The sequence below is a fragment of the Saccharothrix sp. S26 genome (assembly GCF_021390395.1).
GTDB lineage: Bacteria > Actinomycetota > Actinomycetes > Mycobacteriales > Pseudonocardiaceae > Actinosynnema.
This window is the reverse complement of the sequence record NZ_JAJUWT010000006.1, coordinates 234,082-259,192: the sequence shown is the minus strand read 5'-3', so window position 1 is coordinate 259,192 and position 25,111 is coordinate 234,082. Positions and strand designations below refer to the sequence as shown.

22 protein-coding genes and 2 pseudogenes are annotated in these 25,111 nt (G+C 71.4%); 14 read left to right on the top strand and 10 right to left on the bottom strand.

The window, feature by feature from the left end; all coding sequences use genetic code 11:
- Positions 1–55 precede the first annotated feature (55 nt).
- On the bottom strand, positions 56–1,837 hold the full coding sequence (locus tag LZG04_RS11720; protein ID WP_267936044.1) for an N-acetylglutaminylglutamine amidotransferase: 1,782 nt from the start codon (positions 1,835–1,837) through the stop codon (positions 56–58).
- 211 nt (positions 1,838–2,048) lie between these two features.
- Here LZG04_RS11720 and LZG04_RS11715 point away from each other — a divergent pair, with 211 nt between their 5' ends.
- Entirely contained in the window at positions 2,049–3,530 is a 1,482-nt protein-coding gene (locus LZG04_RS11715) for an amidase family protein (RefSeq protein WP_233815854.1), read from the top strand.
- Between the two features lie 73 nt (positions 3,531–3,603).
- Here the strand turns inward: LZG04_RS11715 and LZG04_RS11710 are convergent, their stop codons facing one another.
- Together LZG04_RS11710 and LZG04_RS11705 are read right to left on the bottom strand one after the other, a co-directional pair.
- The gene (locus LZG04_RS11710; protein ID WP_233815853.1) at positions 3,604–4,746 is read right to left on the bottom strand and encodes a glutamate--cysteine ligase; all 1,143 of its coding nucleotides are present in this window, start codon (positions 4,744–4,746) and stop codon (positions 3,604–3,606) included.
- A gap of 305 nt (positions 4,747–5,051) precedes the next feature.
- Positions 5,052–5,714 carry a DUF2231 domain-containing protein gene (locus LZG04_RS11705; RefSeq protein WP_233815852.1) on the bottom strand — a complete coding sequence of 221 codons (663 nt, stop codon included), beginning with the start codon at positions 5,712–5,714 and terminating at the stop codon, positions 5,052–5,054.
- A gap of 64 nt (positions 5,715–5,778) precedes the next feature.
- Here LZG04_RS11705 and LZG04_RS11700 point away from each other — a divergent pair, with 64 nt between their 5' ends.
- Positions 5,779–6,153 (top strand): hypothetical protein, encoded by a 375-nt coding sequence (locus LZG04_RS11700; RefSeq protein WP_233815851.1) that lies wholly within the window; start codon positions 5,779–5,781, stop codon positions 6,151–6,153.
- Positions 6,154–6,172: 19 nt separating this feature from the next.
- Here LZG04_RS11700 and LZG04_RS11695 read toward each other — a convergent pair whose 3' ends face one another.
- The 4 genes from LZG04_RS11695 to ctaD form a co-directional block, all read right to left on the bottom strand.
- Positions 6,173–6,541 (bottom strand): STAS domain-containing protein, encoded by a 369-nt coding sequence (locus LZG04_RS11695; protein WP_233815850.1) that lies wholly within the window; start codon positions 6,539–6,541, stop codon positions 6,173–6,175.
- Between the two features lie 41 nt (positions 6,542–6,582).
- Positions 6,583–7,449, bottom strand: a complete 867-nt coding sequence (locus LZG04_RS11690; RefSeq protein ID WP_233815849.1) for an inositol monophosphatase family protein — start codon at positions 7,447–7,449, stop codon at positions 6,583–6,585.
- Positions 7,450–7,661: 212 nt separating this feature from the next.
- Positions 7,662–7,928, bottom strand: a complete 267-nt coding sequence (locus LZG04_RS11685; RefSeq protein WP_233815848.1) for a DUF3040 domain-containing protein — start codon at positions 7,926–7,928, stop codon at positions 7,662–7,664.
- An 18-nt stretch (positions 7,929–7,946) separates the two neighbouring features.
- Positions 7,947–9,710: a cytochrome c oxidase subunit I gene (gene ctaD / locus LZG04_RS11680; RefSeq protein ID WP_233815847.1), complete on the bottom strand. Its 1,764-nt coding sequence runs from the start codon at positions 9,708–9,710 to the stop codon at positions 7,947–7,949.
- 934 nt (positions 9,711–10,644) lie between these two features.
- On the opposite strand from ctaD, the gene LZG04_RS11675 reads away from it, so the two are divergent.
- A complete protein-coding gene (locus LZG04_RS11675; RefSeq protein ID WP_233815846.1) occupies positions 10,645–11,682 on the top strand; it encodes a Ppx/GppA phosphatase family protein in 1,038 nt (345 codons plus the stop codon).
- 35 nt (positions 11,683–11,717) lie between these two features.
- Here the strand turns inward: LZG04_RS11675 and LZG04_RS11670 are convergent, their stop codons facing one another.
- Entirely contained in the window at positions 11,718–12,455 is a 738-nt protein-coding gene (locus LZG04_RS11670) for a GAF and ANTAR domain-containing protein (RefSeq protein ID WP_233815845.1), read from the bottom strand.
- Between the two features lie 561 nt (positions 12,456–13,016).
- Here LZG04_RS11670 and LZG04_RS41655 point away from each other — a divergent pair.
- From LZG04_RS41655 to LZG04_RS11655, 4 genes are read left to right on the top strand one after another with little or no spacing between them, the layout of a single operon-like run.
- Positions 13,017–13,382, top strand: a complete 366-nt coding sequence (locus LZG04_RS41655; RefSeq protein ID WP_267936040.1) for a chemotaxis protein CheB — start codon at positions 13,017–13,019, stop codon at positions 13,380–13,382.
- On the top strand, positions 13,379–13,996 hold the full coding sequence (locus tag LZG04_RS11665) for a chemotaxis protein CheB (RefSeq protein WP_308199050.1): 618 nt from the start codon (positions 13,379–13,381) through the stop codon (positions 13,994–13,996). Before LZG04_RS41655 ends, LZG04_RS11665 begins: the two co-directional genes overlap by 4 nt.
- A gap of 7 nt (positions 13,997–14,003) precedes the next feature.
- Positions 14,004–14,747 (top strand): STAS domain-containing protein, encoded by a 744-nt coding sequence (locus tag LZG04_RS11660; protein WP_233815844.1) that lies wholly within the window; start codon positions 14,004–14,006, stop codon positions 14,745–14,747.
- Positions 14,748–14,773: 26 nt separating this feature from the next.
- Complete coding sequence (locus tag LZG04_RS11655) at positions 14,774–16,627, top strand: CheR family methyltransferase (protein ID WP_233815843.1); 1,854 nt, start codon at positions 14,774–14,776, stop codon at positions 16,625–16,627.
- A gap of 67 nt (positions 16,628–16,694) precedes the next feature.
- On the opposite strand, the gene LZG04_RS11650 is transcribed toward LZG04_RS11655, so the two are convergent.
- Both LZG04_RS11650 and LZG04_RS42975 read right to left on the bottom strand, forming a co-directional pair.
- Entirely contained in the window at positions 16,695–16,922 is a 228-nt protein-coding gene (locus LZG04_RS11650; RefSeq protein WP_233815842.1) for a hypothetical protein, read from the bottom strand.
- Positions 16,923–16,978: 56 nt separating this feature from the next.
- A pseudogene (locus LZG04_RS42975) lies at positions 16,979–17,155 on the bottom strand (ANTAR domain-containing protein); the annotation flags it as partial.
- 634 nt (positions 17,156–17,789) lie between these two features.
- Here LZG04_RS42975 and LZG04_RS11645 point away from each other — a divergent pair.
- The 7 genes and pseudogenes from LZG04_RS11645 (at position 17,790) to LZG04_RS11615 (ending at position 24,994) form a co-directional block, all read left to right on the top strand.
- Positions 17,790–18,512, top strand: a complete 723-nt coding sequence (locus tag LZG04_RS11645; RefSeq protein WP_233815841.1) for a GAF and ANTAR domain-containing protein — start codon at positions 17,790–17,792, stop codon at positions 18,510–18,512.
- A 4-nt stretch (positions 18,513–18,516) separates the two neighbouring features.
- Positions 18,517–19,986, top strand: a complete 1,470-nt coding sequence (locus LZG04_RS11640; protein WP_233815840.1) for a PP2C family protein-serine/threonine phosphatase — start codon at positions 18,517–18,519, stop codon at positions 19,984–19,986.
- 87 nt (positions 19,987–20,073) lie between these two features.
- Positions 20,074–20,699, top strand: a pseudogene (locus tag LZG04_RS42450) (MEDS domain-containing protein).
- A gap of 117 nt (positions 20,700–20,816) precedes the next feature.
- Positions 20,817–20,978: a hypothetical protein gene (locus LZG04_RS11630; protein ID WP_233815838.1), complete on the top strand. Its 162-nt coding sequence runs from the start codon at positions 20,817–20,819 to the stop codon at positions 20,976–20,978.
- On the top strand, positions 20,975–21,271 hold the full coding sequence (locus tag LZG04_RS11625) for a DUF202 domain-containing protein (RefSeq protein ID WP_233815837.1): 297 nt from the start codon (positions 20,975–20,977) through the stop codon (positions 21,269–21,271). Before LZG04_RS11630 ends, LZG04_RS11625 begins: the two co-directional genes overlap by 4 nt.
- Positions 21,272–21,840: 569 nt before the next feature.
- Positions 21,841–23,283: a SulP family inorganic anion transporter gene (locus LZG04_RS11620; RefSeq protein WP_233815836.1), complete on the top strand. Its 1,443-nt coding sequence runs from the start codon at positions 21,841–21,843 to the stop codon at positions 23,281–23,283.
- A 499-nt stretch (positions 23,284–23,782) separates the two neighbouring features.
- A complete protein-coding gene (locus LZG04_RS11615) occupies positions 23,783–24,994 on the top strand; it encodes a PP2C family protein-serine/threonine phosphatase (RefSeq protein ID WP_233815835.1) in 1,212 nt (403 codons plus the stop codon).
- Positions 24,995–25,111: the final 117 nt, after the last annotated feature.

Below are 25,111 nucleotides of genomic sequence, written 5' to 3'. Positions count from 1 at the left end.
CCTGACCGGGCGGTGCGGGCGCTCGACGGCCTGCCCCCTCCCCCGACCCGCCGGGTCAGCCGATGCCGTGGTGCTGGAGCCACAGCTCGAGCATGCCGACCTGCCACAGCTCGTTGCCGCCGACCTTGGTCGAGTGGCCGTTCGGGTCGTCGAGCAGGGCCTTGACGTAGTCGGGTCGCAGGATGCCGCGCCGACGGGCCGCGTCCGACGACAGCGCGGTGCGCACCATGTCCAGTACCTCGCCGTCGAGCCTGGTGAGGGCGGGGACGGGGAAGTAGCCCTTGGGACGGTCGACCACCTCGATGGGCAGCACCTCACGCCCGATGTCCTTGAGGACGGCCTTGCCGCCCTGGCCGGACTTGTGCTCCGGCGGACACGCCGCGACCAGCTCGACGAGGTCCTGGTCGAGGAACGGCACCCTGGCCTCGACGCCCCACGCCATCGCCATGTTGTCCACCCGCTTGACCGGGTCGTCCGGCATCAGCAGGTGCGTGTCGGTGCGCAGCACGGCGTCCAGCGCCGTGTCCGCGCCCGGCCGGTCGAGGTGGTGGGCGAGCAGTTCGCCGCTGGGGTCGTGGTCGGTCAGCCAGTCCGGCAGCAGGATGCGTGCGAGGTCGTCGTGGTCGTGGTCGGCGAACGCGTCGCGGAGCACTCGCGCGGCCCCGGGCCGCGGTGCTCCGGCCGCCGGCTGGTGGTAGCGGTAGCCCCCGAACACCTCGTCGGCTCCCTGACCGGACTGGACGACCTTGACGTGACGGGACACCTCCCGGCAGATCAGGTGGAACGCGGTGACGTCGTGGGTGCCCAACGGCTCGCTCATCGCCGCGACGGCGCGCCCGACGGCGGGTGCCAGCTCGTCGTCGCCGATGCGCAGCTGGTGGTGGTCGGTGCCGAACTTCTGCGCGACGGCGTCGGAGTAGGCGAACTCGTCGCCGTCGAGGCCGTCGCGGTCGGTGAAGCCGATGCTGAACGTGCTGGGCCGCTGCCCCTCCTCGGCCAGCAGGGCGACCAGGAGGCTGGAGTCCACCCCGCCCGACAGCAGCACGCCCACCTCGACGTCGGCGACCGTCCGTCGTCGCACCGCGGTGCGCAGGGCCTCGCGCACGGCGTCTCGCCAGTCCTGCGCGGTCCACCCGGCGTGCTCGGGCCGCCGGGTGTAGGTCGGCTGCCAGTAGACGTGGTCGCGGGGCTCGCGGCCGGGTTCGAGGACGCGCATGGTGGCGGGCGGCAGCTTGCGCACCCCGCGCAGGATCGTGCGCGGCGCCGGGACGATGGAGTGCCACGACAGGTAGTGGTGCAGGCCGACCGGGTCCAGGCCGGTGTCCACGCCACCGCCGGCCAGCAGCGCGGGCAGGCTGGAGGCGAACCGGGTCCGGCCCGCCACGTCGGCGACGTACAGCGGCTTGATGCCCAGCCGGTCGCGGGCCAGCAGCACGCGGTCGCGCCGCCGGTCGACCAGGGCGATGGCGAACATGCCGACCAGGTGCTCGACGAACCGCTCACCCCACCGGTCGTAGGCCCTGAGGACGACCTCGGTGTCGCTGGTGGACGTGAAGCGGTACCGGTCGGACAGCTCGGCCCGCAACTCCTGGTAGTTGTAAATGCACCCGTTGAAGGCGACGGCGAGTCCCAGTTCGGCGTCGACCATGGGCTGGGAGCCGGTGTCGGACAGGTCGATGATCGAGAGCCTGCGGTGCCCGAGGGCCACCCGCCCCTCCGACCAGTAACCCTCGCCGTCCGGCCCGCGCGATCTCATCGCGCCTGTCATGCGGGTCACGGCGTCGAGGTCCGGGACGTCGTTCCGGCCGGTCACGACTTCACCGGCGATTCCGCACATGGTCCACCTCGGATGACTCGGTCGACAGGACTCGCCCGTGCCGGGCTGGCACCCGTGTACCCCGATCAAGAGCAACCAAGCGCCACGGGTACGAGCGACCAGGCGTTTCACGATGCGAAAGCGGTGTCATACCCGGGTACGGCCTCACCGAAACACAGATGTAACGGCCCATGGCTTGACGCCGGCCGCCCGCCGGCTTGGGGTGTACGCCATGTCCTCTCCGTCCGCCGTGCCGCCGGCCCGTGCCGAGGCCGGCCCGCGTCCGGACCTCGACCTCGACCTCGACGCGGCCACGATCCCGCAGCTGGTCGACCGGATGGAGTCGGGTGCGCTGACCTCCGTCGAGCTGACCCACGCCTATCTGGAACGCATCGCCACCGTGGACCGGCAGGTGCGGTCGGTGCTCTTCGTGCATCCCGAGGCACTCGACCAGGCGGCCGAGAGCGATCGCCGACGTGCCCGCGGCCAGGCGCTCGGGTCGATGGACGGCATCCCGGTGCTGATCAAGGACAACATCGACACCCGGGGTCTGGGCACCACGGCGGGCTCGCGGGCGCTGCACGTGCCGCCGTCGGACGACGCCGAACTGGTCAAGCGCCTGCGCGCGGCGGGGGCCGTGGTGCTGGGCAAGACCAACATGTCGGAGTGGGGGAACTTCCGGTCCGCGTGGTCCACCTCCGGCTGGTCGGGCGTGGGCGGGCAGACCAACAACCCGCACGTGCTGGACCGCAACCCGTGCGGCTCGTCGTCGGGCTCGGGCGCGGCGGTCGCGGCCTCGTTGGCGCAGGTGGCGGTGGGTACCGAGACCAACGGCTCGATCGTCTGCCCGTCGAGCCAGTCGGGCGTCGTGGGGTTCAAGCCCACGCACGGCACGATCAGCGGCCACGGGATCGTGCCGATCTCGACCCGGCAGGACACCGCCGGCCCCGTGGCGCGGCACGTCGTGGACGCCGCGATCCTGATGTCGGTCCTGGCCGGACGCGGGGTGGACTACACCGCCGCGCTCGCGTCCGACCCGCTGCACGGTGCACGCGTCGGCGTGTGGCGCCGGGCGGGCCACGACGCGGAGGCCGACCGGGTCGTCCAGGAGGCGGTGGACGTGCTCGGACGCCACGGCGCCACCGTGGTCGAGGTCGACCTGCCCTACCAGGCCCGGATCGAGGCGATCGGGCTGCCCGCGCTGGTCGCGGAGTTCAAGCACGACCTGGAGGCGTACCTCAGGACGCGACCGGGCGTGCCGCGGACCGTGCGGGAGCTGATCGAGTTCAACGAGGCGGATCCCGTCGAGCTGAGCAGGTTCGGGCAGGACCTGTTCTTCGAGGCCGAGAAGGCGCCACCGCTCACCGACCCGACCTACCTCGACCAGCGTCGCACCGCGACGGACCTGGCGCGCCGGTCGATCGACGAGGTGATCGAGGCGCACCGCCTGGACGTGATCATGGCCCCGACGAACGCCCCGGCGTGGCGGACCGACTACGCCGGCGACCCCGCCGGACTGGGCTCCGCCACTCCGGCGGCGGTCTCGGGCTACCCGAACGTCACCGTCCCGGCGGGCTTCTCCGGCCCGCTCCCGATCGGCGTGTCGTTCATGGCGGGACGCGGGGCGGACGCCGCGGTCCTGCGGTTCGCGGCGGCGTTCGAGCGCGCCGCGCCGGCGCGGCGCGCACCCGCCTACCTGCCCACCCTCCCGTAGCACCGGGACGCGGTCGTCGTTGCCCCGGTGCGCGACCGGGCCCTGGCCGGTGCGGACGGCGCGGCGTCGACGATCACGCGGCGGTCTCCGGCAGCCAGTCGTGGTCCGTGTCACGGCTCAGGAGCTCCACGACGTCCTCGATCCGCCCGCGCCGCTGGAACGCCCGCCGTTGGCGGACGGCGCCGTTGCCGTTCCGCAGGACCTTGGTGAACAGGGCGCTCACCGCGCGCAGCTCCCCGCTCTGGCCCAGGGCCGGCCGCACGTGGCGGATCAGCCGGCGCACCACGTGGGCGGCCGGGACGCGGCGGTTGCCGAACAGGTCGATGCCGTCGCCGGTGATGCCGTCGTGCGCGGCGCGCCAGTAGGCCGCGCGCAACGCCTCGGTGGTGACGGGCAGCCCTCGATCGCCTTGGCGGATCGCACCGAGGGCGGTGGTGACCAGGGCGCGCACCAGGGCGGCGAGCAGGATCGACTCGTCGACCGTGGCGGGCACGTCGGAGACGCGGACCTCGACCGTGGGCAGGTGGTCGGAGGGCCGCACGTCCCAGTAGACCATCGCCCGGTCCAGCACCGCCCCGCTCTCGACCATCATGTCCAGCACGGCGTCGTAGTGGTCGGCCGAGGTGAAGTACGGCGGCGCGCCGGAACACGGCCAGCGGCTGTTGAGCACCGACCGCCAGCTCGCGCAGCCGGTGTCGACGCCCTGGTGGATCGGCGAGTTGGCGGTCAGCGCGAGCAGGACCGGCAACCAGGGTCGCAGGTGGTTGCACACCTGCACCGCGGTCTCCCGATCCGACACGGCGACGTGCACGTGACAGCCGCACACCCCGTGCTCCGCGGCCAGCAGACCGTAGCCCTCCCCGATCCGCCGGTAGCGGTCGGAGTCGCTGAAGGACTGTCCCATCGGTCCGGTCAGGGGCACACCGACCGCCAGCAGCTGCGCCCCCGCCTGCAGGGCCGCCGCCGAGGCCATCGACCGCGCGGTCAGCAGGTGCCCGCGCACCTCGCGCAGCGTGCGGCACACCGGTGTGTTGCTCTCCACCTGCACACGGGTCAGCTCGGGTTGCAGGTCCGCGCCCAGCCGGTTGGCCAGGTCGACGACCTCGCCCGCCACCGGGACGGGCAGGCCGCTGCCGGGGTCGACGACCAGGAACTCCTCCTCCACGCCCAGGGTCGGCACGTCGGTACCCAGGAGGGGTTGATCAGCGTTGATCATGGTGTCCTCACCGCTCGCTGGTGGTCAGCACGCGAGTGCGCCCGCACCATCCGCACACCGGCGTGACGACAGCACGAACCCGCACGAGCGCAGCCGCGTGGGCGTCGGCACACTGCTTGACCGACGAGAAGTCCCTTCCGAAGTCCCATCCGGATGAATCCGAGACCCCGTCAAGGGATCACGGAATACCACTCACAACCACGGACAAACCGAGTGCGACCGGTTCCCCGGCGCCGCCGTTCGTCGACCGGCAGGCCCTGCGGGCGGAGGTGTCGGTGCCACCTCCCAAGGACGCGGACAGGGGCTCAGGGCGTGTCCGCCTGCCACCGGTGGACACCGGCGGCTTGTGCGTAGGACAGGTGGCCACCCAGCGCGCCGCCCGCGCTGAGCACCACCAGCCCGACCAGCACCCACGCTCGGGCGGACCGGTGGTCGCGACACCGGGTCGAGGCGAGGAAGCAACCCGCGGCGAGCACGTTCCCGACCGCGTGCAGGAGGCCGACACGCCGCTGGCGGACGTCCAGGCGGGAGAAGTCCGCCAAGCCGACGAGCATGGTCGGCGGCGTGGCGGCCAGCCCGATCTGCACCAGCCGCCGTGCGGCGGCTGGTGGCCGCTCACGTCGAGCATCGCGGAGCACACCCACGCGCCGATCGGCACCGTCACCAGGAGCGGGTGCACGGGGCGACCGAGCCACGCGCCGCGCAGCAGCCGCGGCTCGCAGGCACGGCCCGTCCTCGGCCCGGTACTGCGCGGCGTCCACTTCGAACGCCTCCTGCCGGGTCGTCGCTCCGGTCATCGGGCCGTCGTCGGACAGCGGTGTCACGCTCCCCACGTCGGCGCCGGGGATGGCGTGCGCCACCTGCTTGCAGATCCGCTCGAGGACGACCGCCGGCGCATCCTGCGTGTCGTCACACTCGCCCGCGCGGCGGCTGACGCACGGCCGACGCGTCACCGGAAGCTCCGCCACGCGGTCGCGGTTAGGTCCGTGGTCGACGGGTACGCCACGTGCCCCAGACCACGGAGGTGCCGAAATGGCCACCCACGAGCGACCGGGGAACCACGCGGACCGGGACGACGAGACCGAACCGGACGCCACCCCGCCGGATCGGGCCACCCGGCGGGTGGGTCGCCGCAGCCTGGTCACCACCAGCCACGAGGTGATCCGGAAGTGGGCCGAACGACGGAACGCGCGCCCGGCCACCCTCCCGGGAGGCGGTGACCGCCCGGAGGTGCTGCGGCTCGACCTACCCGGCTACGGCAGCCGGAACCTGCGTCACATCGAGTGGGACGAGTGGTTCGCGGCGTTCGACGCGCGCCAGCTCCGGTTCTCCTACCAGGAGCAGCGCTCGGACGGCTCGCCCAGCAACTTCTTCCGCTTGGAGAGCCCCGGCGACGAAGGCGCGTGACCGGCTCGACGCGACCGGCTCAAGTGGACGCGAGCCGCACCGCCGCCACCGCGGCGGGCACGGTCGGGTGCAGGGGCAGCACCGTGTCGACCTGGCTCATCCGCAGTGGCCGCAGCACGCGGTGGTTGCCCGCGACGACAGCGAAGGGGATGCCCAGCCGTGCCGCCCGGTGCCGGGTGTTGATCAGCAGGGCGATGCCGGCCGACCCCATGAAGTCGACGTCGCTCAGGTCCAGCACGATCGCGCCGGGACGCGTGTCGAAGACCGTGTCCAACTCGGCCGCGACGGGCCGCTGCGCCGCCGCGTCGAGCGAACCGGACACCCGGACCAGGGGGATGCCCCCGTCCACGTCGATCGTGGTCAAGGGTCGGGTGGTGCGCTCTGTCATCCGTGCCTCTCCTCGCGGTCGCGAACTCAGGGGTCGACCGCTCACCGGTCGGTGACGGCCGGGCCGTGCTTGGCCGACGCGGGCGGTAGGTGCACTTCGGCCAGCAGTTGCCGCAGTGGGCGCCACAGGGCGGGTGTGGCGGCCAGCACGTCGCCGCTGCCGGGCCAGGTCTGCGGTGTCGTGCCGACGAGGTCCCCGACCGTGCCGCCGGCCTCCTGCACGAGCAGGACGCCCGCGGCGCAGTCCCACGGTTTCAGGTCCGGCGCCCACAGCGCGTCCGCCCGGCCGGTGGCGACCCGGGCCAGCGCCGCGGCGGTGCTGCCCCCATGCCTGACCTCGCCCACGCCCGACACGAGGGCGTCCACCGTGCGACCCGCCGAGGCCCTGCTCCCGACCGGCGCGACCTCGACCAGCGCCCACGCGAGGTCCCGTCTGCCCGGCAGGGGCACGGGATCGTCGTTGATCACCGTGCCGCCGCCCAGCCGCGCCTCCGTCAGCACCCCCACCGCGGGCTCCGACACCGCCGCGGCCAGCAGCGTGCCGCCGGGCGCCGCGGCGGCCACGCCCACCGCCCAGTCGGGCCGTTCGTACAGGTAGTCGACGCTCCCGCTGAGCTCGTCGACGATCCACCGCACGTCGGTGTAGCCGGCGGTGCTCCGCTCCCGACCGAGGACGCCGTCGTTGGGCCGCCGGCTGCTCAAGACCGATCGGATGGCCCGGTCAGCTTCCTGACGTGCTTCGTCGATCAGGGTGGCGAGCGCGATGTCGTCCTCCAGGAACAGGCGGTGTGCGCGGTGGCGCCAGAAGGCGGCCGTGCGCGCTCCCGCCCGCGCCGCGGATCGGGCGACGGCCAGCAGCTCGTCGAGGTCCACGACGCTTCGGCGCGAGGTCGGCGAGGTCTCGGTCATGTCGGTCCTCGAGTGGTCGGCCCGCCACCGAGGGCGGGGTGACCGGGCCGCCACAGGCGCGCCCAGCCACGGATGTGGTGGGGCCGGCGCCTGTTCGACCGACCTGCCGAGAAGTGAGCGGATGGCGCGATCACCGCGGACCACCCGGTCGAGTCCGGGGTACCACCGCCCTCGACGGGCAAACCAGTTCTCCCCGGGACCGCCGCGCAGTCCTACGGGGTGACCGGTCGCGGGCGTGTGACGTGCAGGCACGCCGCCGTCATGAGCACGAGGCACCCGACCAGGACCAGCGGCAGGTGGACGACTGCCCCACCGGACACGAAGGCGATGCCGAGCAGCGCCACCCACGCCCTGGTCGACGCGCGGTGCACGGGTCGCGTGACTGCCGTCCGGCCGGAGAGCGCGCAGGCCAGGCCGGGGTCTGTGGTCTCGAACCGGCGTTCGATCCGGCGGAGTTGACGGCGTTCGTACCGGGTCATCGGGTCCTCCCCTCGGGGTCAGCCGTCGTGCTTGGTCTCGCGGTCGGTAGGCGCGAGGTACTTCTCGGTGGGCTGGTCGACGCCGGTGTCGTCCTGGTTCCGGTTGCGCACGGAGTAGTGGGACTCGGCGCGCATCCGCTCGACCATGTGCGGGTAGTGCAGCTCGAACGCGGGGCGTTCGGAGCGGATGCGGGGCAGTTCGGTGAAGTTGTGCCGCGGCGGTGGGCAGGAGGTCGCCCACTCCAGCGAGTTGCCGAAGCCCCACGGGTCGTCCCGGCCTGCCGGCTCGCCGAACCGGTAGCTCTTGACCACGTTGTAGAGGAACGGCAGCGTGGACGCGCCGAGCACGAACGCGCCGATGGTGGAGATGGTGTTGAGACCGGTGAACTGGTCGCTCTCCAGGTAGTCGGCGTAGCGGCGGGGCATGCCCTCGTTGCCGAGCCAGTGGTGGACCAGGAACGTCAGGTGGAAGCCGATGAACGTGGTCCAGAAGTGGACCTTGCCGAGGTGTTCGTCGAGCATCCGGCCGGTCCACTTGGGGAACCATAAGTAGATCCCGGCATAGGTGGCGAACACGATCGTGCCGAACAGCACGTAGTGGAAGTGGGCCACCACGAAGTACGTGTCGGTGACGTGGAAGTCGATGGGCGGCGAGGCGAGCAGGATGCCGGACAGTCCGCCGAACAGGAACGTCACCAGGAATCCGACGCTGAACAGCATCGGCGACTCGAACGTCAGCTGCCCCTTCCACATCGTGCCGATCCAGTTGAAGAACTTGATGCCGGTGGGGACGGCGATGATGAACGTGGTGGCGGAGAAGAACAGCATCAGGACCGCGCCGGTGGCGTACATGTGGTGCGCCCACACGATCACCGAGTACAGCGCGATGGCGATGGTGGCGAAGACCAGCCCCTTGTAGCCGAAGATCGGTTTGCGGCTGAACACCGGGAAGATCTCCGAGACGATCCCGAAGAACGGCAGCGCCACGATGTAGACCTCGGGGTGCCCGAAGAACCAGAACAGGTGCTGCCAGAGGATCGCGCCCCCGTTGGCCGGGTCGAACACGTGCGCGCCGAGATGGCGGTCCGCGAGCAGCCCCAGCAGGGCGGCGGTGAGGATCGGGAACGCGATCAGCACCAGGATGCTCGTGATGAAGATGTTCCAGGTGAAGATCGGCATCCGGAACATCGTCATGCCCGGTGCGCGCAGGCAGATCACCGTGGTGATCATGTTCACCGCCCCGAGGATCGTGCCGAGACCGCCGACGGCCAGGCCGGTGATCCACAGGTCCGCGCCCACGCCGGGGGTGTGCATCGCGCCCGACAGCGGCGTGTAGGCCGTCCAGCCGAAGTCCGGCGCGCCGGCCGGGGTCAGGAACCCGCTCACCGCGATCAGGCCGCCGAACAGGTACAACCAGTACGAGAAGGCGTTGAGACGAGGGAACGCCACGTCCGGCGAACCGATCTGCAGCGGCAGGATGAAGTTCGCGAAGCCGAACACGATCGGCGTCGCGTACAGCAGCAGCATGATCGTGCCGTGCATGGTGAACAGCTGGTTGTACTGCTCGTTGGACAGGAACTGCAGGCCCGGCTGAGCCAGCTCGCCGCGCATCAGCAACGCCATCAGACCGCCGACCAGGAAGAAGCCGAACGATGTCGTCAGGTACAGCAGCCCGATCAGCTTGTGATCGGTCGTGCGGAACAGCCGCAACAGCGCCGTCCCCTTCAGGCGGGGTCGCGCGGCCTCCCTCGGCACGATCGGCGTCGGCTTCAGCGTCGTCATGACCATCCTCGGATCACTGGGGCAGGACACGGGTCCACCGGGTTGGACGACCGCTCTAAAGCCCCGTCGGTCACCTGGAACCGTCGAGGACGCGCCCGGCTACCCGGCTGCGGCCCTCTTACACACCGCTGCTCCCACATCACCCCTTCGCCCCAAGCCGACGATCCGGTTGATCCGATATGTCCGGATCGTCGCCGTCCTCGCCCTTCCCGGCCCGCGTTTCCCCCTCCGATCCGCCGGGCACCTCGGATGCCTGGACCGAGCGCCGCCGGAGGCCACGGTGGACACCCTGTCACCTGCCTCGACGCTGGGCGTCGAGGAGGAGTTTCTGCCGGTCGACGCCCGGACCGGAGAGCCCGCGCCGCACGGTGTGCCACGACCTCGCCGACGTGCGGAGGCAGCTGCACGGACTGCGCATGGTGGCCGCCGAAACCGCGCGGCCTCGGCTGCCGACTGCTGGCGGTCGGTGTGGCGCCGGCGGGCGGACCCGCGTTGCAGACCGGCGGTGAAGACCGCTATCAGCGGCTTTCGGAGGACAGTGGTGGTCACCTCGATCACCACCGGATCCGCTCGTCACCCGAGGAGTGCCCGTCCGGCCTGGCACGACCGCACCGCCCGCGGCGCCCCGAGCGACCGCGGTGACGTCGGGGTCGACGCGGAGTCGAAGATCGATACCGACATGCGTCCGGCCCAAGCCTTGATCGAGAGCCGCGAGGCGCCCATGCGGGCCCGCCGTTCTGCGTGGTCGGTGTGCCGGGTGAGACGGCTGACCGTTCCAGTCGAAGCGGACACCCTTTCGGGTGGTGATCGCCAAGCGCTCACGCCGCCGAGGTGAAAATCGGGTTCCGGTCCCCGACCGAGCCGACGGCACAGTGCCCCGCTGTCCGGCGGACCCGGTCGTGAGCACCGCCGAACCGCGGTACGAGGGCGGGTGATGTCAGTGGCCGAGCAGCCGTACCGGGTGGCAGTCCTCGACGTGGGTTGTTTCAGCGCGCAGCTGACGGTGGTCGACCCCGAGCGCGGTTCGGTGCTGCGCCCGCTGCTGTCGCACAAGGTCAGGCTCCGCCTGGACCGGGCACTCGACCCCGGTGGGCGGGTGACCGACGAGGGGGTCGACCGGATCGCCGCCGCGGTCAGCCGGGCGCTGATCGCCCTGCGGCCGGCACGCGTGTCGACCTTCGTGCCGTTCGCCACCTCGGTGATCCGCGACGCGACCAACGCCGGAGAGGTCCTAGACCGGGTGGCCGACCTGACCGGAGTCCGGCTGCGGACGTTGCCGGGCCGGGAGGAGGCGCGGTTGTCCTACCTCGCGGCGCGGAACTGGTTCGGCTGGTCGGCCGGCCCGGTGATGGTGCTGGACGTCGGGGGCGGGACCGTCGAGTTGGCGGTCGGCGAGGACGCGGATCCCCTGTTCGCGCTGTCCCTGCCCCTCGGAGCCAGGACGGTGACCCGGATGTGGGACGCAGTGGGAGGGACCTCGGGGCAACTGCTGGGCGCCACCGGCAGCGAGGTGGTCGACGCCATCCGCTCGGCGCTGCCGGTGGACGGCGTGCCGGCGGTCGGTTTCCCGCGCGCGGTTGCGTGCTCCAAGGTCTTCCGGCAGCTCGCCAGGTTGAGCGGCGCGCGACCACAGCGCGACGGCCCGTTCGTGCGACGTCGACTCCACGCCGCCGACCTCGCACGGTGGATCCCCCGGCTCGCCGCGCTCCCGCCCCGGCAACGGGCACAGCTGCCCGGTATCTCCCCGCACCGCGCGCACCAGTCGCTCGCCGGAGCAGTCGTCGCACACGCCCTCATGACGGCCACCGGCCGCGAGAGCGTAGAGATCTGCCCCTGGTCCACGCAGGAGGGCCTGCTGCTCACGCTGCTGGAACGCACGTTCGACCAGCCGGGGCGTCCACACCTCGGTCGGTGGGGTGGCGGTCGCCCGGACCGGTTCACCGCCGGGTCACCCAGGGCAACCGAGGTGTGACACCGGAGTACCCGAGGTTGCGCGGCGGTTCCCGCTCAGAGTCGCGGCTCGGTGATCAGTTCGCCGCTGTGGACCAGGTACTCGGCGATGTGGGCCAGTTTGGTGTTGGTGCGCTGACTGGCCCGCACCAGGACGGCGAAGGCCTGGTCTCCGGTGATCCGGTGGCGTTCGATCAGGATGCCCTTGGCCTGGCCGATCAGGTCGCGGGTGCTCACCGCCCGGGTCATGCCCTCGATCTGCTGGGCATCCGCCATCGCGACCGCCGCGTGCGCGGCGAACAGCGTCCCCACCTGCTCGGACTGGTCGTTGAAGGCGTGCGCGTCGCTGGAGTACAGGTTGAGCGCTCCCAGGGCGTCGTCGGTCACGTAGAGCTGGAACGACAGCATGCTGCCCACACCGAGCTCGACGGCTCGGGAGGCGAACCGGGGCCATCTCCGCTCCCGTGCCATGTCCGGCAGCACCGCCACGTGCTTGCCGTACAGCGCGTCGAGGCACGGTCCCTGTCCGAGGTCGATCTGCGCCTGGTCGACTTTCCCGACCAGCTCGTCGGAGCCGGCGATCGTGCGCATGGACTTGCGCGCCTCGGTCACCGACACCCCGGCGTACCGCGCGCCGGGCACGGTGTCCACGGCCGCCCTCACGACACCGCGCAGCGTGTCCTCGACACCGTCCTGTTGTTGCAGGTAGCGGGCCAGGTCACCCAACCGCGACGCGAGTTCCGCCAGGTCGTCCGCGTCGTGGCCGTGCCGGCGGTATTGCTCTTCCGTCGTCATACCGGCATCCCTCCGAAGTCGCCGCCCTGGCCTTGTCCGGACGGCACGGAACCCGTTCCCGCGCTGTGGCGATCAGGCGAGAACCGAAGCATCCGTCGCAGCGAGGACGGACTGCAAGACCAGCCGCGGTGGCATCCCACAGCAATCGGGTCCGACCTCCGGCTCCCCTGCCGGCCGCCCTCGCTCAGGTCGGGGTACCCGGCCACCGCCTCCGCGATGCGAACCGGCCCAGCGGCGACCAGCACCCCGGTGAGCGGGTCGAACGGCGGATCAACACCCATCGAGCCGGACCTCCGGTCCCGGATGTGCCCGAGCAGGTACTCGTCCGCCCAGGGCAACCATGATCGATAGGAGCCGGATCGGCAGCGGCGGGCGCGTTCAAACCTCTCACGCGCGACCGGGCACGAGCACCGAGGTGCGGACGAACGACACCACCTCCCGCACCGGTCGAACGGTGGGTGGAAGCGGCCGTCAGGTGGTGCCGCGGTAAGCCGGTCCGGCGGGTTTGTACGTGCTCGAACGGGTTACCCACTGACGAACAGGTACATGCGAGGAGGAGCCATGACACCCCGACCGCGGGACGTGGTCGTCGTGGGTGCGTCCGCCGGCGGTGTCGAGGCCCTGCGGGCCATGGTGGCCCAGCTCCCGGCCGACCTGCCGGCCAGCATCCTGGTCGTGCTGCACCTGCCGTCCGGGGGGACGAGCGCGCTGCCCGCGATCCTCGACCGCTCGGGCCCCCTGCCCGCGGCTGCCGCCCGCAACGGCGAGCCGCTGGAACACGGGCGCGTCTACGTGGCACGACCGGACCACCATCTGCTGGTGCTGGAGGACGCGGTGGCGCTCTCGCACGGCCCCACCGAGAACGGGCACCGGCCCGCGATCAACGCCCTGTTCCGGTCGGCGGCGGTCGCCAGGGGGCTTCGGTGACGGGTGTGCTGTTGAGCGGGGTGCTGGACGACGGGGTCGCGGGTCTGCACGCGATCGCCGAGCGTGGCGGCAGGGTGGTGGTGCAGGATCCCGGCGACGCGCTCTACCCCAGCATGCCGCAGCACGCTCTACAGGCCGTTACATCCGACTACGTGGTCGCTGCCCACGACATCGGCGAAGTGCTCGCGAAAATCGCCTCCGAGCAAGTCGAGGTGGTGCCGAACACGGCGCCGGAGCTGCTGGTGTGGGAGAACGAGATCGCGGGCGGAGGGCGCGTGGAGAAAACAGCCGGAGCCGTGGGCGGGGCGTCGGAGTTCGCGTGCCCGGACTGCCACGGCGTGCTCACCGACATCGACGGTGGCGTCCGCTACCGCTGCCGGGTGGGGCACGCCTGGACCGCCGAAGCCCTGCTCGCCGCCCAGGGCTCCGCCCTGGAACGCGCGATCTGGACCGCCCTGCGCACCCTCGAGGAGAAGGCCGCGCTGTGCCGCCGGTTGGCCGACCAAGCCCGGCAGCGCGGCAACGACCGGATCGGCGAACGGTACGACCGGCAGGCGGAGGAGAACAGCGAAGCCGCGAAGGTGCTGCGGCACCAAGTCGGCGTGCGTGGCTGAGCACGGTATGGGACGGACCGCCGACGGGTTGCGCCTGAACACCCGCGACCTGGACGACGTGGTCGTGGTCACCGTCCGAGGTCTGCTCGACCTGGCCGGCTGTCACAGGCTGCGCGACCACCTGCTGAAGATCGGCACCGACGCGCCGCGGGCGGTCATCGTCGACCTCACGGACCTCCGCGTCGACCGCCCGGCGGTGCTCGCCGTCTTCGCCACCACCCACGAACGGCTGTCGGAGTGGCCGGGGGTGCCGATGTTGCTGGTCGCAGGCGGCGGACACGTCGCCGACCTGCTCGCGCGCAGCCGCACGGGCCGGTACCTGCCGGTCCACGGCACCTTGGTGGAGGCACTGGCCGCGGTGGACGAGCCACCGCCCCGACGTGTAGCGCGCATCCTGCTGCCCAACAGCCCCGACAGCCCCGGTGTCGCACGTCGGTTCGCGTACCGGGCGTTCGCCGAGTGGGGGGTGGATGACCTCACGCCCACCGCGCTCCTGATCGTCAACGAGCTCGTGGCCAACGTGGTCGCGCACACCGGCTCCGCCGCGCGGGTCCGGCTGGAGCTGCGTCGCGACCTGCTCAGCGTCGCGGTCCACGACGACGTGCCCGGCACGGTGAGCATCCGAGACCCTGGCGGGGACCCGCACCGCCTGCACGGGCTGCTGCTCGTCGCCCAGGCGGCGCGGGCGTGGGGTTGCTCGCCGGCGCCGGAGGGCGGCAAGGTCGTGTGGGCGACGCTGCAAGTCACCTAGCGGGTACGGTTCACCGGGTGGAGGACGTGTCCAACGAGCTCGAGCTCGGCAGTGAATTCGAGGCGGTGCTGCTCTACCTGAAGGAGTCGCGCGGCTTCGACTTCACCGGTTACAAGCGCACCAGCCTCGCCCGCCGCGTGCGCAGGCGGATGGCGCAGGTCGGCATCGACGCCTACAGCGAGTACGTCGACCACCTGCAGGTCGATCCCGAGGAGTTCAACGCCCTCTTCAACACGATCCTCATCAACGTCACCGGCTTCTTCCGCGACCCGGAGGCGTGGGACGTCCTGCGGTCGGACCTGGTGCCGGCACTGCTCGCTGAACGCTCCCCCGAGGACCAGATCCGCATCTGGAGCGCGGGCTGCGCCTCCGGTGAGGAGGCCTACACCCTCGCCATGGTGTTCGCCGAGGCCATCGGACCCGACCGGTTCCGCCAACGGGTGAAGATCTACGCCACCGACGTGGACGAGGAAGCGCTGGCCCAGGCCCGCCACGCCGCCTACCCGGAGAGCGCCGTCGAGAAGGTGCCGCCGGATATGGTGGGCACCTACTTCGAGCGGCAGGGCAACCAGTACACCTTCCGCAAGGACCTGCGCCGGTCGGTGATCTTCGGTCGCAACGACCTGGTGCAGGACGCCCCGATCTCGCGCATCGACCTCCTGGTCTGCCGCAACACGCTGATGTACTTCAACGCCGAGACCCAGTCGAAGATCCTCGGCAGGCTGCACTTCGCGCTCGCGCCGCGTGGTCTGCTGTTCCTGGGCAAGGCCGAGATGCTGCTGTCCCACAGCCGGATCTTCGACCCGGTCGACCTGAAGCGGCGCGTGTTCCGCAAGACGACCGCCGCGACCGTCGGGCTCGGCCACTTCGCCGCCCAGTCGTTCGCGCACGAGCGCACCACCGAGATCCGCGGCCTGGCCCAGCTGCGCGACCACGCGTTCTCCGCGTCACCTGTCGCCCAGGTCGTCGTCACCGGCGAGGACGTCGTCGCGCTGGTCAACCAGCAGGCCGAGCTCGTGTTCGGGCTCTCCAACCGGGACCTGGGCCGCCCGTTGCGCGACCTGGAGGTGTCCTACCGGCCGGTGGAGCTGCGCGCCTACGTCGAGCAGGCGAAGGTCGAGCGGCGCGGCATCCGGATCAAGGACGTCGAGTGGCAGCGCGGACCCGGCGAGGCGATCTGGCTGGAGATCCACGTAAACCCGCTCGTCGACGGCGACAACGGCCTGCTGGGCGTGTCGATCGTGTTCCACGACGTCACGGCGGCGCGGGCGCTGCTGGACGAGCTGGCGCACGCCAACCGGCAGCTCGAGTCCGCTTACGAGGAACTCCAGTCCACCAATGAAGAGCTGGAGACCACGAACGAGGAACTCCAGTCCACCGTGGAGGAGTTGGAGACCACCAACGAGGAGCTCCAGTCCACGAACGAGGAGCTGGAGACCATGAACGAGGAGCTCCAGTCCACGAACGACGAGTTGCAGGCCATCAACGACGCGCTGCGCGAGCGCAGCGTCGAGCTGGACGAGGTCAACGACTTCCTGGAGTCGGTCCTCACCTCGATCCGGTCCGGGGTCGTCGTGGTGGATGGTGAGATGCGGGTCGTGGCGTGGAACTTCGGCGCCGAGGACCTGTGGGGGTTGCGCCAGGACGAAGCCGTCGGGCAGCACCTGCTCAACCTCGACATCGGGATGCCCGTCGCCGAGCTGCGGCCCACCGTGCGTGCCGCCCTGCAGGACCTGCACTTCGCGGAGACGAAGACCATGGCCGCGGTCAACCGGCGGGGCAAGCGGATCTCCCTGCGGGTCCATTGCGGGCCGCTGCGCACGCCGGGTGGCGAGATCCGGGGCGGCATCCTGCTGATGGAGGGTACCGAGCCGGCCTGACCCCGGGGGACCGGCGGCAGCCGCGCTTCGCGGATGGGCCATGGGTGCGTAGCGGTCGTGATCGGTGTCAGCGGTGGTCTTTCCCGTCCACGCCGGTGCGGCGGGTCGACGAGCGGGCCATCCGGTGGACTGCCCTGGCTGCGGCCAGGCGCGCTCGCTGCTCGGCCTCGCCGAGGCGTCCGCCCGCAGGTCTACCGGTCCTCGGTTCGGTGCGCCACTGCCGCAGTTCGTCGACCCGCGCGCCCGCCTCCTTGGCCGCGCGGCGGGCCATGTCCGCCGCTTCACCCGGCTCCACCCCGGTCTCGACGACGATCTCCGCGAGGTCCCGCAGCTTGACGTTGACCTGCTGGACGCCCGCACCAGGAGCTGGAACGCCCCGTCGGGAGTCAGGCGGTGCCGTTGCATCAGCAGGCCGATGGCCTGCCCGATGCGCTCCCGGGTCGCCACCGCGGCGTTGAGCTGCTCAAGCTGGGTGGCGTAGGTCAACGCGGCCGCGGCATGGGTGGCGTAGAGCTCGGCGACGTGCACGACCCGCGACTCCCAGGCGTGCCGGGTGTAGAGCGTGAGCCTGGCAGGCGCCGTCTTCTCCTCGATCAGGTCGCAGACGATCAGGCCGCGCACCCCCAGCGCCCGCGCCCGCGGCCGGAAGTGCGGCCACCGGGAGTCCGAGTCCAGATCCACGACGACGACGCCTGCGACCGGCTCGCGTTCCACCGACGGCCCCTCGCCGAGACGCCGCTGGACGGCCTCGCAGGCGTGAGCGAGCGCACCGGAGGCCACGAAACCGCCGGGCCGCCTGCCCGACGAGGTCCCGGCCGCGTTGACGCCGGGCACGATCCGCACGGCAAGCTCGGTGACCTGTCGCACCGTCGCGGCAAGCGACTTCTGCGCGGCGAACACACCCGCGGCGTGGGCAAGGCTCTCGGCGAGTTCCACCCCGATCCTCCCCGGCAGGGCGCACCTGCGCCGGACCGGCGCGGGTGCGCGACATCAAGCGCCGGCTTCTTGACGCGTCGTGACGGTACCCCGCAGAGGTCGAGCGGAAACGATCTGTCCGCGCCCCGTTCAGCGGCGCGCCGAACCACGACACGACCACACGTTCAGATCCGGCACAGCCGGGTAAGCCCGGACCGACGACTCGATGACGAGCAGAGGTGGTGGCATGGCCTCGGACGCCTCAAGCACCGACGAGCTGGCCGGTGTCTTCGCCCGCGTGTCGGGTCTGCTCCTGTCGACCGAGACGGTGGACACGGCGCTGAAGCTGATCACCTCGCTGGCCAGGCAGACCGTCCCCGGCACGGTCGGGTCCGGCATCACGCTGCTGGACCAGCGGGGTGAGCGGGTCACGGCGGCGGCCACCGACGCAGTCGTGGGAAAGGCCGACGCCCTGCAGTACCGCCTCGGGCGGGGCCCGTGCCTGAAAGCGTGGGAGGACCGGGTCGTGGTGCGCGTGGACGACCTGGCCGATGATGACCGGTGGCCCGACTGGTCCCGGCCGACGGCGGAGCTGGGACTGCGGTCCGCGCTCAGCGCACCGCTGGTCGCGGGCTCCCGAGCGCTAGGGGCGCTAAAGGTCTACGCCCATCGGCCCCACGCCTACGGCGCACGCGAGGAACAGGTGCTCACGCTGTTCGCCACGCAGGCGGCCGTGCTGCTGGCCAACGTGCGCACCGCCCAGGACGCCGAACGAATCAGCGACCGGTTGAAGGACAGACTGCGGGAACGGGAGGTCGTCACCTTGGCCAAGGGCATCATCATGGCCCGCGACGGCGTGGACGAGCGCACGGCGTTCCTGGCGTTGGCCGACACCGCCGGCCGACAGGGCACGACCCTCCGGCAGGCCGCCGAACGACTCACCCGGTCCACCGTGCGACGCCGCCGCTGACGCCATGGACCAGCGAAACCGCGAGGACGAGCAGCAGCGCACCCTGGCCCAGGCGCTCAAGCGCGCCGACCTGAAGCTCGAAGAGCTGTGGGTGCGGTACTTCGGACTGGGCGGCGACGCCGGCCTGATCGACGTCGACGCCTACATCCACGGCCTGGGCGGCCTGGACCCATTGCAGCGCGACGTCCTGGCCCACGCCGTCAACGAACGCCTCGACGAGCTCACACCGCACCACCGCGCGGCCTACAGCCGCCCGTCGCGAGAGGACCGGCCGCACAGCCCTCCCCTGGCCGCGCTGGTCAGGCTGCTGGAGGACACCCACCTGGCGCCACCGGAACGGTTGCCGGCCGCAGCGAGCGCCGCCGGCGAAGCGCTGGGTGTCGGGATCACCGTCTACCTGGTCGACTACGACCAGCGCCGCCTGCACCCGCTGACCCCGCCCGGCCGGGCCGGCGACGACGGCGAGCGAAAGCCACTGGACATCGACACCACCCTGGCCGGACGGGCGTTCCGACACGTCGAGACACTGGCCGCGGAGGTGCCCGATCACCCACGGCTGTGGATGCCGCTGGTCGACGGGGTCGAGCGCCTGGGCGTGCTCGAAATCGCGGTCACCCACACCGACGACCTCTACGACCCGGCCCTGCGCACCCAGTGCCGCTGGCTGTCCACGCTGCTCGGGCACATGGTCACCCTGCTCAACCAGCACGGCGACGCCCTCGACCGGGTCCGGCTGCCCGCACCGCGCACCGTCGACGGGGAACTCATCTGGTCGCTGCTGCCCCCGCTCACCTCCGGAGTGGACAACTTCATGGTCACCGGCGTGGTGGAACCCCGCCAAGAGGTCAGCGGCGACGCCTTCGACTACGCGCTGTCCGAGACGACGGCGAACCTGATCGTCCTCGACGCGGCCGGGCAGGACCTGCGCAGCGGCCTGATCGCCGCCATCGCGCTGGCCGCGTACCGCAGCGCCCGCCGCGCCGGGCACGGCCTGTACGAGCAGGCCCGCGCCATCGACGAGGCGATCGCCAAACAATTCGGCGAGGGCGCGCACGCCACCGCCGTCCTGGTCGAGCTCGACCTGACCACCGGGCGCCTACGCCACCTCAACGCGGGCCACCCCGCGCCCCTGGTCATGCGGGAGGGCAAGGTCGTCAAACCTCTGACCGGTGGCCGACGACCACCCCTCGGGCTCAGCGCGCACGACCTGACCATCGCCGAGGAGGCGCTGCAACCCGACGACTGGCTGGTGCTGCACACCGACGGCATCACCGAAGCCCGCGGCCGCGGCGGCGAGCCCTTCGGCCAAGCCCGCCTCATCGACTTCCTGCACCGCGAAGCCGCCGCCGGTCACCCGCCGCCCGAAACCGCGCGACGCCTCATCCAAGCGGTCCTCAACCACCAGGGCGGCGTCCTCCAGGACGACGCCACCGTGCTGTTCGCCCGCTGGACCGACCCCGGCGTCACCACGTGATCACCCGGCACGGCGGCACGCGTCCCTTCCGCGCATGACGTAACCGCGCCATGCAGTCGCTCGACCGCGGGCGGGACCCGCAACCACCTGTGCCACGGCTACGAGCGGCCAGCCGACTTCAAAGCGGCGGCGCCGGGGTTCCTGGTCAAAGGCCTCGGGGCGGGGCAGCGCGTCCCGTATGTGACGACCGGAACCCCGGACGACCTCGCGGAACGGCTGCGGACCACCGGGATCTTCGAGGAGGGCGCCCGGCGGGGGGCCGTGCGGGTCGCCTCGATGGAGGCGACGTACTCCCCGGCGCGGTGGTCGGCCCGGAACAGCAGGTGCGGGTCTGCGCCGATGCGACGCAGGAGGCGTTAGCCGCGGGGTTCACCGGTCTGCTGGTCGTCGCCGACGTCACCCCGTTGGTGAGCACCCCGGCCCGGCTGGAGGCCTTCGCCCGCTACGAGCACCTAGTGGACTGCTACATGGCCACCCACCCGCTGGCGGGTATGTGCGCCTACGACCGGGTCCAACTCGGTGACGCCGCCGTCGCCCAGGTCGCCTGCCTGCACCCCGGTCCACCGCAGGCACCGCCCCGTGCCACCTGCACGCCCACGCACCGGCCGGGACCTCCGTGGCCTTGGACGGTGACCTGGACGCGGAGTCGCACGAGCTGTGGCCGGCGGCGCTGGACCGCACGGATCCGCCGTCTGCGGACGGCCAAATCGTGATCGACGCGACCGACCTGGCCTTCATCGACCACCGCAGTCTGCTCGCCCTGGCCGACCACGTCGACCGGCGCGGGGTCACGGCAGTGCTGCGGACCCGTCTTTCCCACCCGATTCGCGTTGGCGGCGCTGCTGGCCGCGGGCAGCTACCCCCGGTGGCGGGCGGTCCAGCGGGCGATGCGCGCCGAGCGGCCGTTGCCGAGCAGCCGGGTGGTGACCGTGCTGGCCGTCAGGGTGCTGGTCGTGACGATGACGGCCGGGATCCTGGTGGTCGTCGGGTGAGCGGTCCACGGGATCCGGGGTTGCAGCCGGAACGCACCGACCTGGCCTGGCGGCGCACGGCGTTCAGCGCGGCGGCGTGTTCGGTGCTGCTACTGCAGGCAGCGGCCCGCAGCGGTTGGGGCCTGCGAGTGGTGCCCGCCGTTCTGATCGCGCTGGTGGCGGTCCTGGCAGTGCGGGTGGGCAGCCGCAGAGGACAGGGGGTGCGGCGCGGAGCCGGTATCGGTCGTCTGCCGCTGGTCGTCGGCGTCCTCACGATGGCGGGGTGCCTGTCGGCGATGTTGATGGTGATGTGAACCGGACGCGTCGGGGCACGCAATGGACAGTCGTTCGCGCCTCGATCAGACAGGGTGACGAAACTGCCGTGTGAGGGTCCGCGCACAGCTGCTGGCCGAGCCACGTCCTCGGACTGTTTGTGGGTGCCGTCGGCCACATCCGAGCCGCACCACTTCAAACTCCTCCGCGGCATGCGGATAGAATTGGATCGTTCAAGTCCGAGGTCGACACCTCGACATGACGGCCGTGAGCGCCGCTCACTCTCGCGAGTGGCGACGGTGCTCCCGCCCAGGAAGTTCCCCACGGACAGGAGATGCCGCATGCGCGAGTCGCTGCCCCGCTTCTCGTCCTGCCCGCCGTAGTCGCTACGGCCTTAGGCCCACTACGCCGGTTCGTCGGTCGGCATGCCACCTGACGTCCGGATTCCGCGGCGCTCGCGCGAACCGCTCACCAGCGCACCTCGGCGTCGTGTCCCACGTCTCCCCCGCACGCTCCCGGTGAAGGGTCGTGCTCGAACGCGACAGGGTTGTTCTTGACTACCTCACCCGTCTCTCCCACCGCACTGCTGACGCGCCTGCGGTCCGCCCGCATGACCCCCAAGGTCCTGCGAACCGAGGTGTTGGCAGGTCTGGTGGTCGCCCTGGCGCTGATCCCGGAGGCGATCTCGTTCTCGATCATCGCCGGGGTCGACCCCAGCGTCGGTCTGTTCGCCTCCTTCACGATGGCCGTGGTCATCTCCGTCGCGGGTGGACGACCCGCGATGATCTCCGCCGCCACCGGCGCCATCGCCCTGGTCGTCGCCCCGCTCGCCCGGGACCACGGGCTGGGCTACCTCATCGCGACCGTCATCCTCGGCGGACTGTTCCAGATCGCGCTCGGCGCGCTGGGCGTGGCCAAGCTGATGCGCTTCGTCCCTCGCAGCGTGATGGTCGGCTTCGTCAACGCGCTGGCCATCCTGATCTTCATGGCCCAGGTGCCAGAGCTCGTCGACGTCCCGTGGATGGTCTACCCGCTCGTCGTCGCCGCCCTGCTGATCATGATCTTCTTCCCCCGGCTCACCAAGGTCGTCCCCGCACCCCTGGTGACGATCATCGCGCTCACGGCGTTGACCATCGGCGCCGGCATCGCCGTCCCGACCGTCGGCGACAAGGGCGCCCTGCCCTCGTCCCTGCCGGTGCCGGGCCTGCCCGACGTGCCGTTCACCCTGGACACGCTCAAGCTGATCGCACCGTTCGCGCTGGCGCTGGCGCTGGTCGGGTTGATGGAATCGCTGATGACCGCCAAGTTGGTCGACGACCTCACCGACACCCGCTCGAACAAGACCCGCGAGTCCATCGGCCAAGGCATCGCCAACGTGGTCACCGGCTTCTTCGGCGGCATGGGCGGCTGCGCGATGATCGGCCAGACCATGATCAACGTCAAGAACGGCGCCCGCACCCGGCTCTCGACGTTCCTGGCCGGCGTCTTCCTCATGATCCTGTGCATCGTGTTCGGCCCGATCGTCTCGGACATGCCGATGGCCGCCCTGGTCGCCGTGATGGTCCTGGTCGCCTTCGGCACCTTCGACTGGCACTCCGTGGCCCCGGCGACCCTCAAGCGGATGCCGACCGGCGAGATCACCGTCATGACCGTCACCGTCGCCGTGGTCGTCGCCACCGACAACCTTGCCGTCGGCGTCGTCATCGGCACCATCACCGCCATGGTGATCTTCGCCCGGCGCGTCGCCCACCTCGCGACCGTGACCGCGCTCGTCGACCCCGACGGCGACCAGGTGGTCTACACCGTGAACGGCGAGTTGTTCTTCGCCTCCAGCAACGACCTCGTCCACCAGTTCGACTACGCGGGCGATCCCACCAAGGTCGTCATCGACATGACCGACGCCCACGTCTGGGACGCCTCATCGGTGGCCGCGCTGGACGCGATCACCACCAAGTACGCCGCACGCGGCAAGACAGTGGAGATCATCGGCCTCAACGAGCACAGCGCCAAGATGCACAGCGCGCTCACCGGCGAACTCACCGGCAGCCACTGACGCGTCGACGTGACGGCCAGCTACAGCGCCCACGCCAACGCCTATCTCGCCAAGCCGCTGGACGCCGAGGGCTTCGTCGCCATCCCACGGCAGGTCACCGGGTTCTTCGGCACCGTGGTCCGTCTGCCCGGCCGACCGCGCGGACCCGATCAAGCGACAAGTCCCGACACCCGGGTACGCCGTTGCGTCGCCGAGACCGGCTGCGGCGAAGAGGTGCTGAGGGTGGGTGGCCGGAGGTGCCCCGCCCGATGCGGGTGAACTGCCGGAGGGCTCCTTTCGGATACAGGACACCGACGCGTCCTCCACGTGCTGCCCTCGCCGGTCGTGCGACGCGAGGTGGCCGTGCTCGGCCTGCTCGACGCCGTACCGCTTACCCTGCCCTGAGCACGTTCCCCATGGACTGCACCATCGGCGGGCGACGGCCGCGCTGAAGAGCTGCGGACCGCGTCCGGACGGTGAGGTCTGTGGTGGGGTGGATTTCCAGTCGTCGGAGGTTGCCGTGAACGGTGAGGTGTTGAAACCGGGTGATGTGCTGGCGGCGGCCGAAAGCGCACCGCCGGCGGATTCGGTCGAGGTCGTCGCGCGTGATCTGGCGAAGCGGTTCGGGGCGTTCGACGTGTCGTTCTTGCTGGTCGATCTCGTCGATGAGCATCTGGTGCGGCTGACCTCGACTGCGCAGGACCGCGGCGGGTGGGGTGCGGTGCACGTCCGCCTGCGGGACAGCGTCTACGAGGAGGTGCTGCGCACCCAGCGGCCGTGGCAGGAGCAGGGCGACGACGGGGTGCGGGTGGTGCTGCCGGTGACCAACCGCGGCGACTGCGTCGGCGTGCTGGAGGTGACCGTGCCCTCCTTCGACGACGAGGTGCTGTCGCAGCTGTCCGAGGCGGCGCACGCGTTGGCCTACGTCATCGTCGCCGACCGCCGCTTCACCGACCTCTACCACTCCGGCCGGCGCACCACCCCGATGAGCCTGGCCGCGGAGATCCAGCACCAGCTGCTGCCGTCGGCGTCCTGCTGCGAGGCTGCTCAGTTCACCGTCGCCGGAGCCCTGGTGCCCGCCGACGACATCGGCGGCGACACCTACGACTACACCCTGGACCCCGACACCCTGCACCTGTCGATGACCGACGCCGTCGGACACGACGTGGCCTCGGCGCTGACCGCGACCCTGCTCGTCGGCGCGCTGCGCGGGGCCCGCCGGGCCGGCCACGACCTGGCCGAGCAGGCGCGACAAGCCAACCAGGCCCTGCTGGACCACGGCCGCGGATCGCTGGCGACCGGGCTGCTGCTGCGCCTGGACCTGCGCGAGGGAGGGATCGAGCTGGTCAACGCCGGCCACCCCGCACCGCTGCTGCTGCGCGACGGCGTGGTGCGACCGGTCGAGCTGGAAATCGACCTGCTCTTCGGCGTCCAGCCGCACCACTATCGGGTGCAGCGGCTCGACCTGCGCCCCGGCGACCGGCTGGTGCTGATCACCGACGGCACGTTCGAACGCGACGCCGCCGACGCCGACCTGCCGGCACTGGTCCGCGACACCGCCGGACTGCACGCCAGGGAGGTCGTGCGGGCCGTCACCAGAGCGGTGCGCCACGCCTGCGGCGACCACCTCCAGGACGACGCCACCGTGCTCTGCCTGGACTGGCACGGCACCAACCGCACCGAACGCCACGCCGACAACGGCGCCGACATCGACACCGCCTCACCTGCTTGACGTCTCACACGATCCGGCAAGGCCACCGAGCGGCGCATCGACCTCCGAAGGGGGTGATGATCCGCTCGCGCTCAGCCCGCATCGTTACGACGAGCGCGGACGGTCACGCCGACGCAG

Bases quoted from the DNA above. Each gene is read 5' to 3' on its own strand.
- LZG04_RS11670 (WP_233815845.1), bottom strand. From the start codon at position 12,455: ATGACGACGGAAGAGCAATACCGCCGGCACGGCCACGACGCGGACGAC.
- LZG04_RS11720 (WP_267936044.1), bottom strand. From the start codon at position 1,837: ATGTGCGGAATCGCCGGTGAAGTCGTGACCGGCCGGAACGACGTCCCG.
- LZG04_RS11645 (WP_233815841.1), top strand. From the start codon at position 17,790: ATGGCCTCGGACGCCTCAAGCACCGACGAGCTGGCCGGTGTCTTCGCC.
- LZG04_RS11660 (WP_233815844.1), top strand. From the start codon at position 14,004: ATGGGACGGACCGCCGACGGGTTGCGCCTGAACACCCGCGACCTGGAC.
- LZG04_RS11700 (WP_233815851.1), top strand. From the start codon at position 5,779: ATGGCCACCCACGAGCGACCGGGGAACCACGCGGACCGGGACGACGAG.
- LZG04_RS11675 (WP_233815846.1), top strand. From the start codon at position 10,645: ATGTCAGTGGCCGAGCAGCCGTACCGGGTGGCAGTCCTCGACGTGGGT.
- LZG04_RS11640 (WP_233815840.1), top strand. From the start codon at position 18,517: ATGGACCAGCGAAACCGCGAGGACGAGCAGCAGCGCACCCTGGCCCAG.
- LZG04_RS11690 (WP_233815849.1), bottom strand. From the start codon at position 7,449: ATGACCGAGACCTCGCCGACCTCGCGCCGAAGCGTCGTGGACCTCGAC.
- LZG04_RS11620 (WP_233815836.1), top strand. From the start codon at position 21,841: ATGACCCCCAAGGTCCTGCGAACCGAGGTGTTGGCAGGTCTGGTGGTC.
- LZG04_RS11715 (WP_233815854.1), top strand. From the start codon at position 2,049: ATGTCCTCTCCGTCCGCCGTGCCGCCGGCCCGTGCCGAGGCCGGCCCG.
- ctaD (WP_233815847.1), bottom strand. From the start codon at position 9,710: ATGACGACGCTGAAGCCGACGCCGATCGTGCCGAGGGAGGCCGCGCGA.
- LZG04_RS11710 (WP_233815853.1), bottom strand. From the start codon at position 4,746: ATGATCAACGCTGATCAACCCCTCCTGGGTACCGACGTGCCGACCCTG.
- LZG04_RS11695 (WP_233815850.1), bottom strand. From the start codon at position 6,541: ATGACAGAGCGCACCACCCGACCCTTGACCACGATCGACGTGGACGGG.
- LZG04_RS11685 (WP_233815848.1), bottom strand. From the start codon at position 7,928: ATGACCCGGTACGAACGCCGTCAACTCCGCCGGATCGAACGCCGGTTC.
- LZG04_RS41655 (WP_267936040.1), top strand. From the start codon at position 13,017: ATGACACCCCGACCGCGGGACGTGGTCGTCGTGGGTGCGTCCGCCGGC.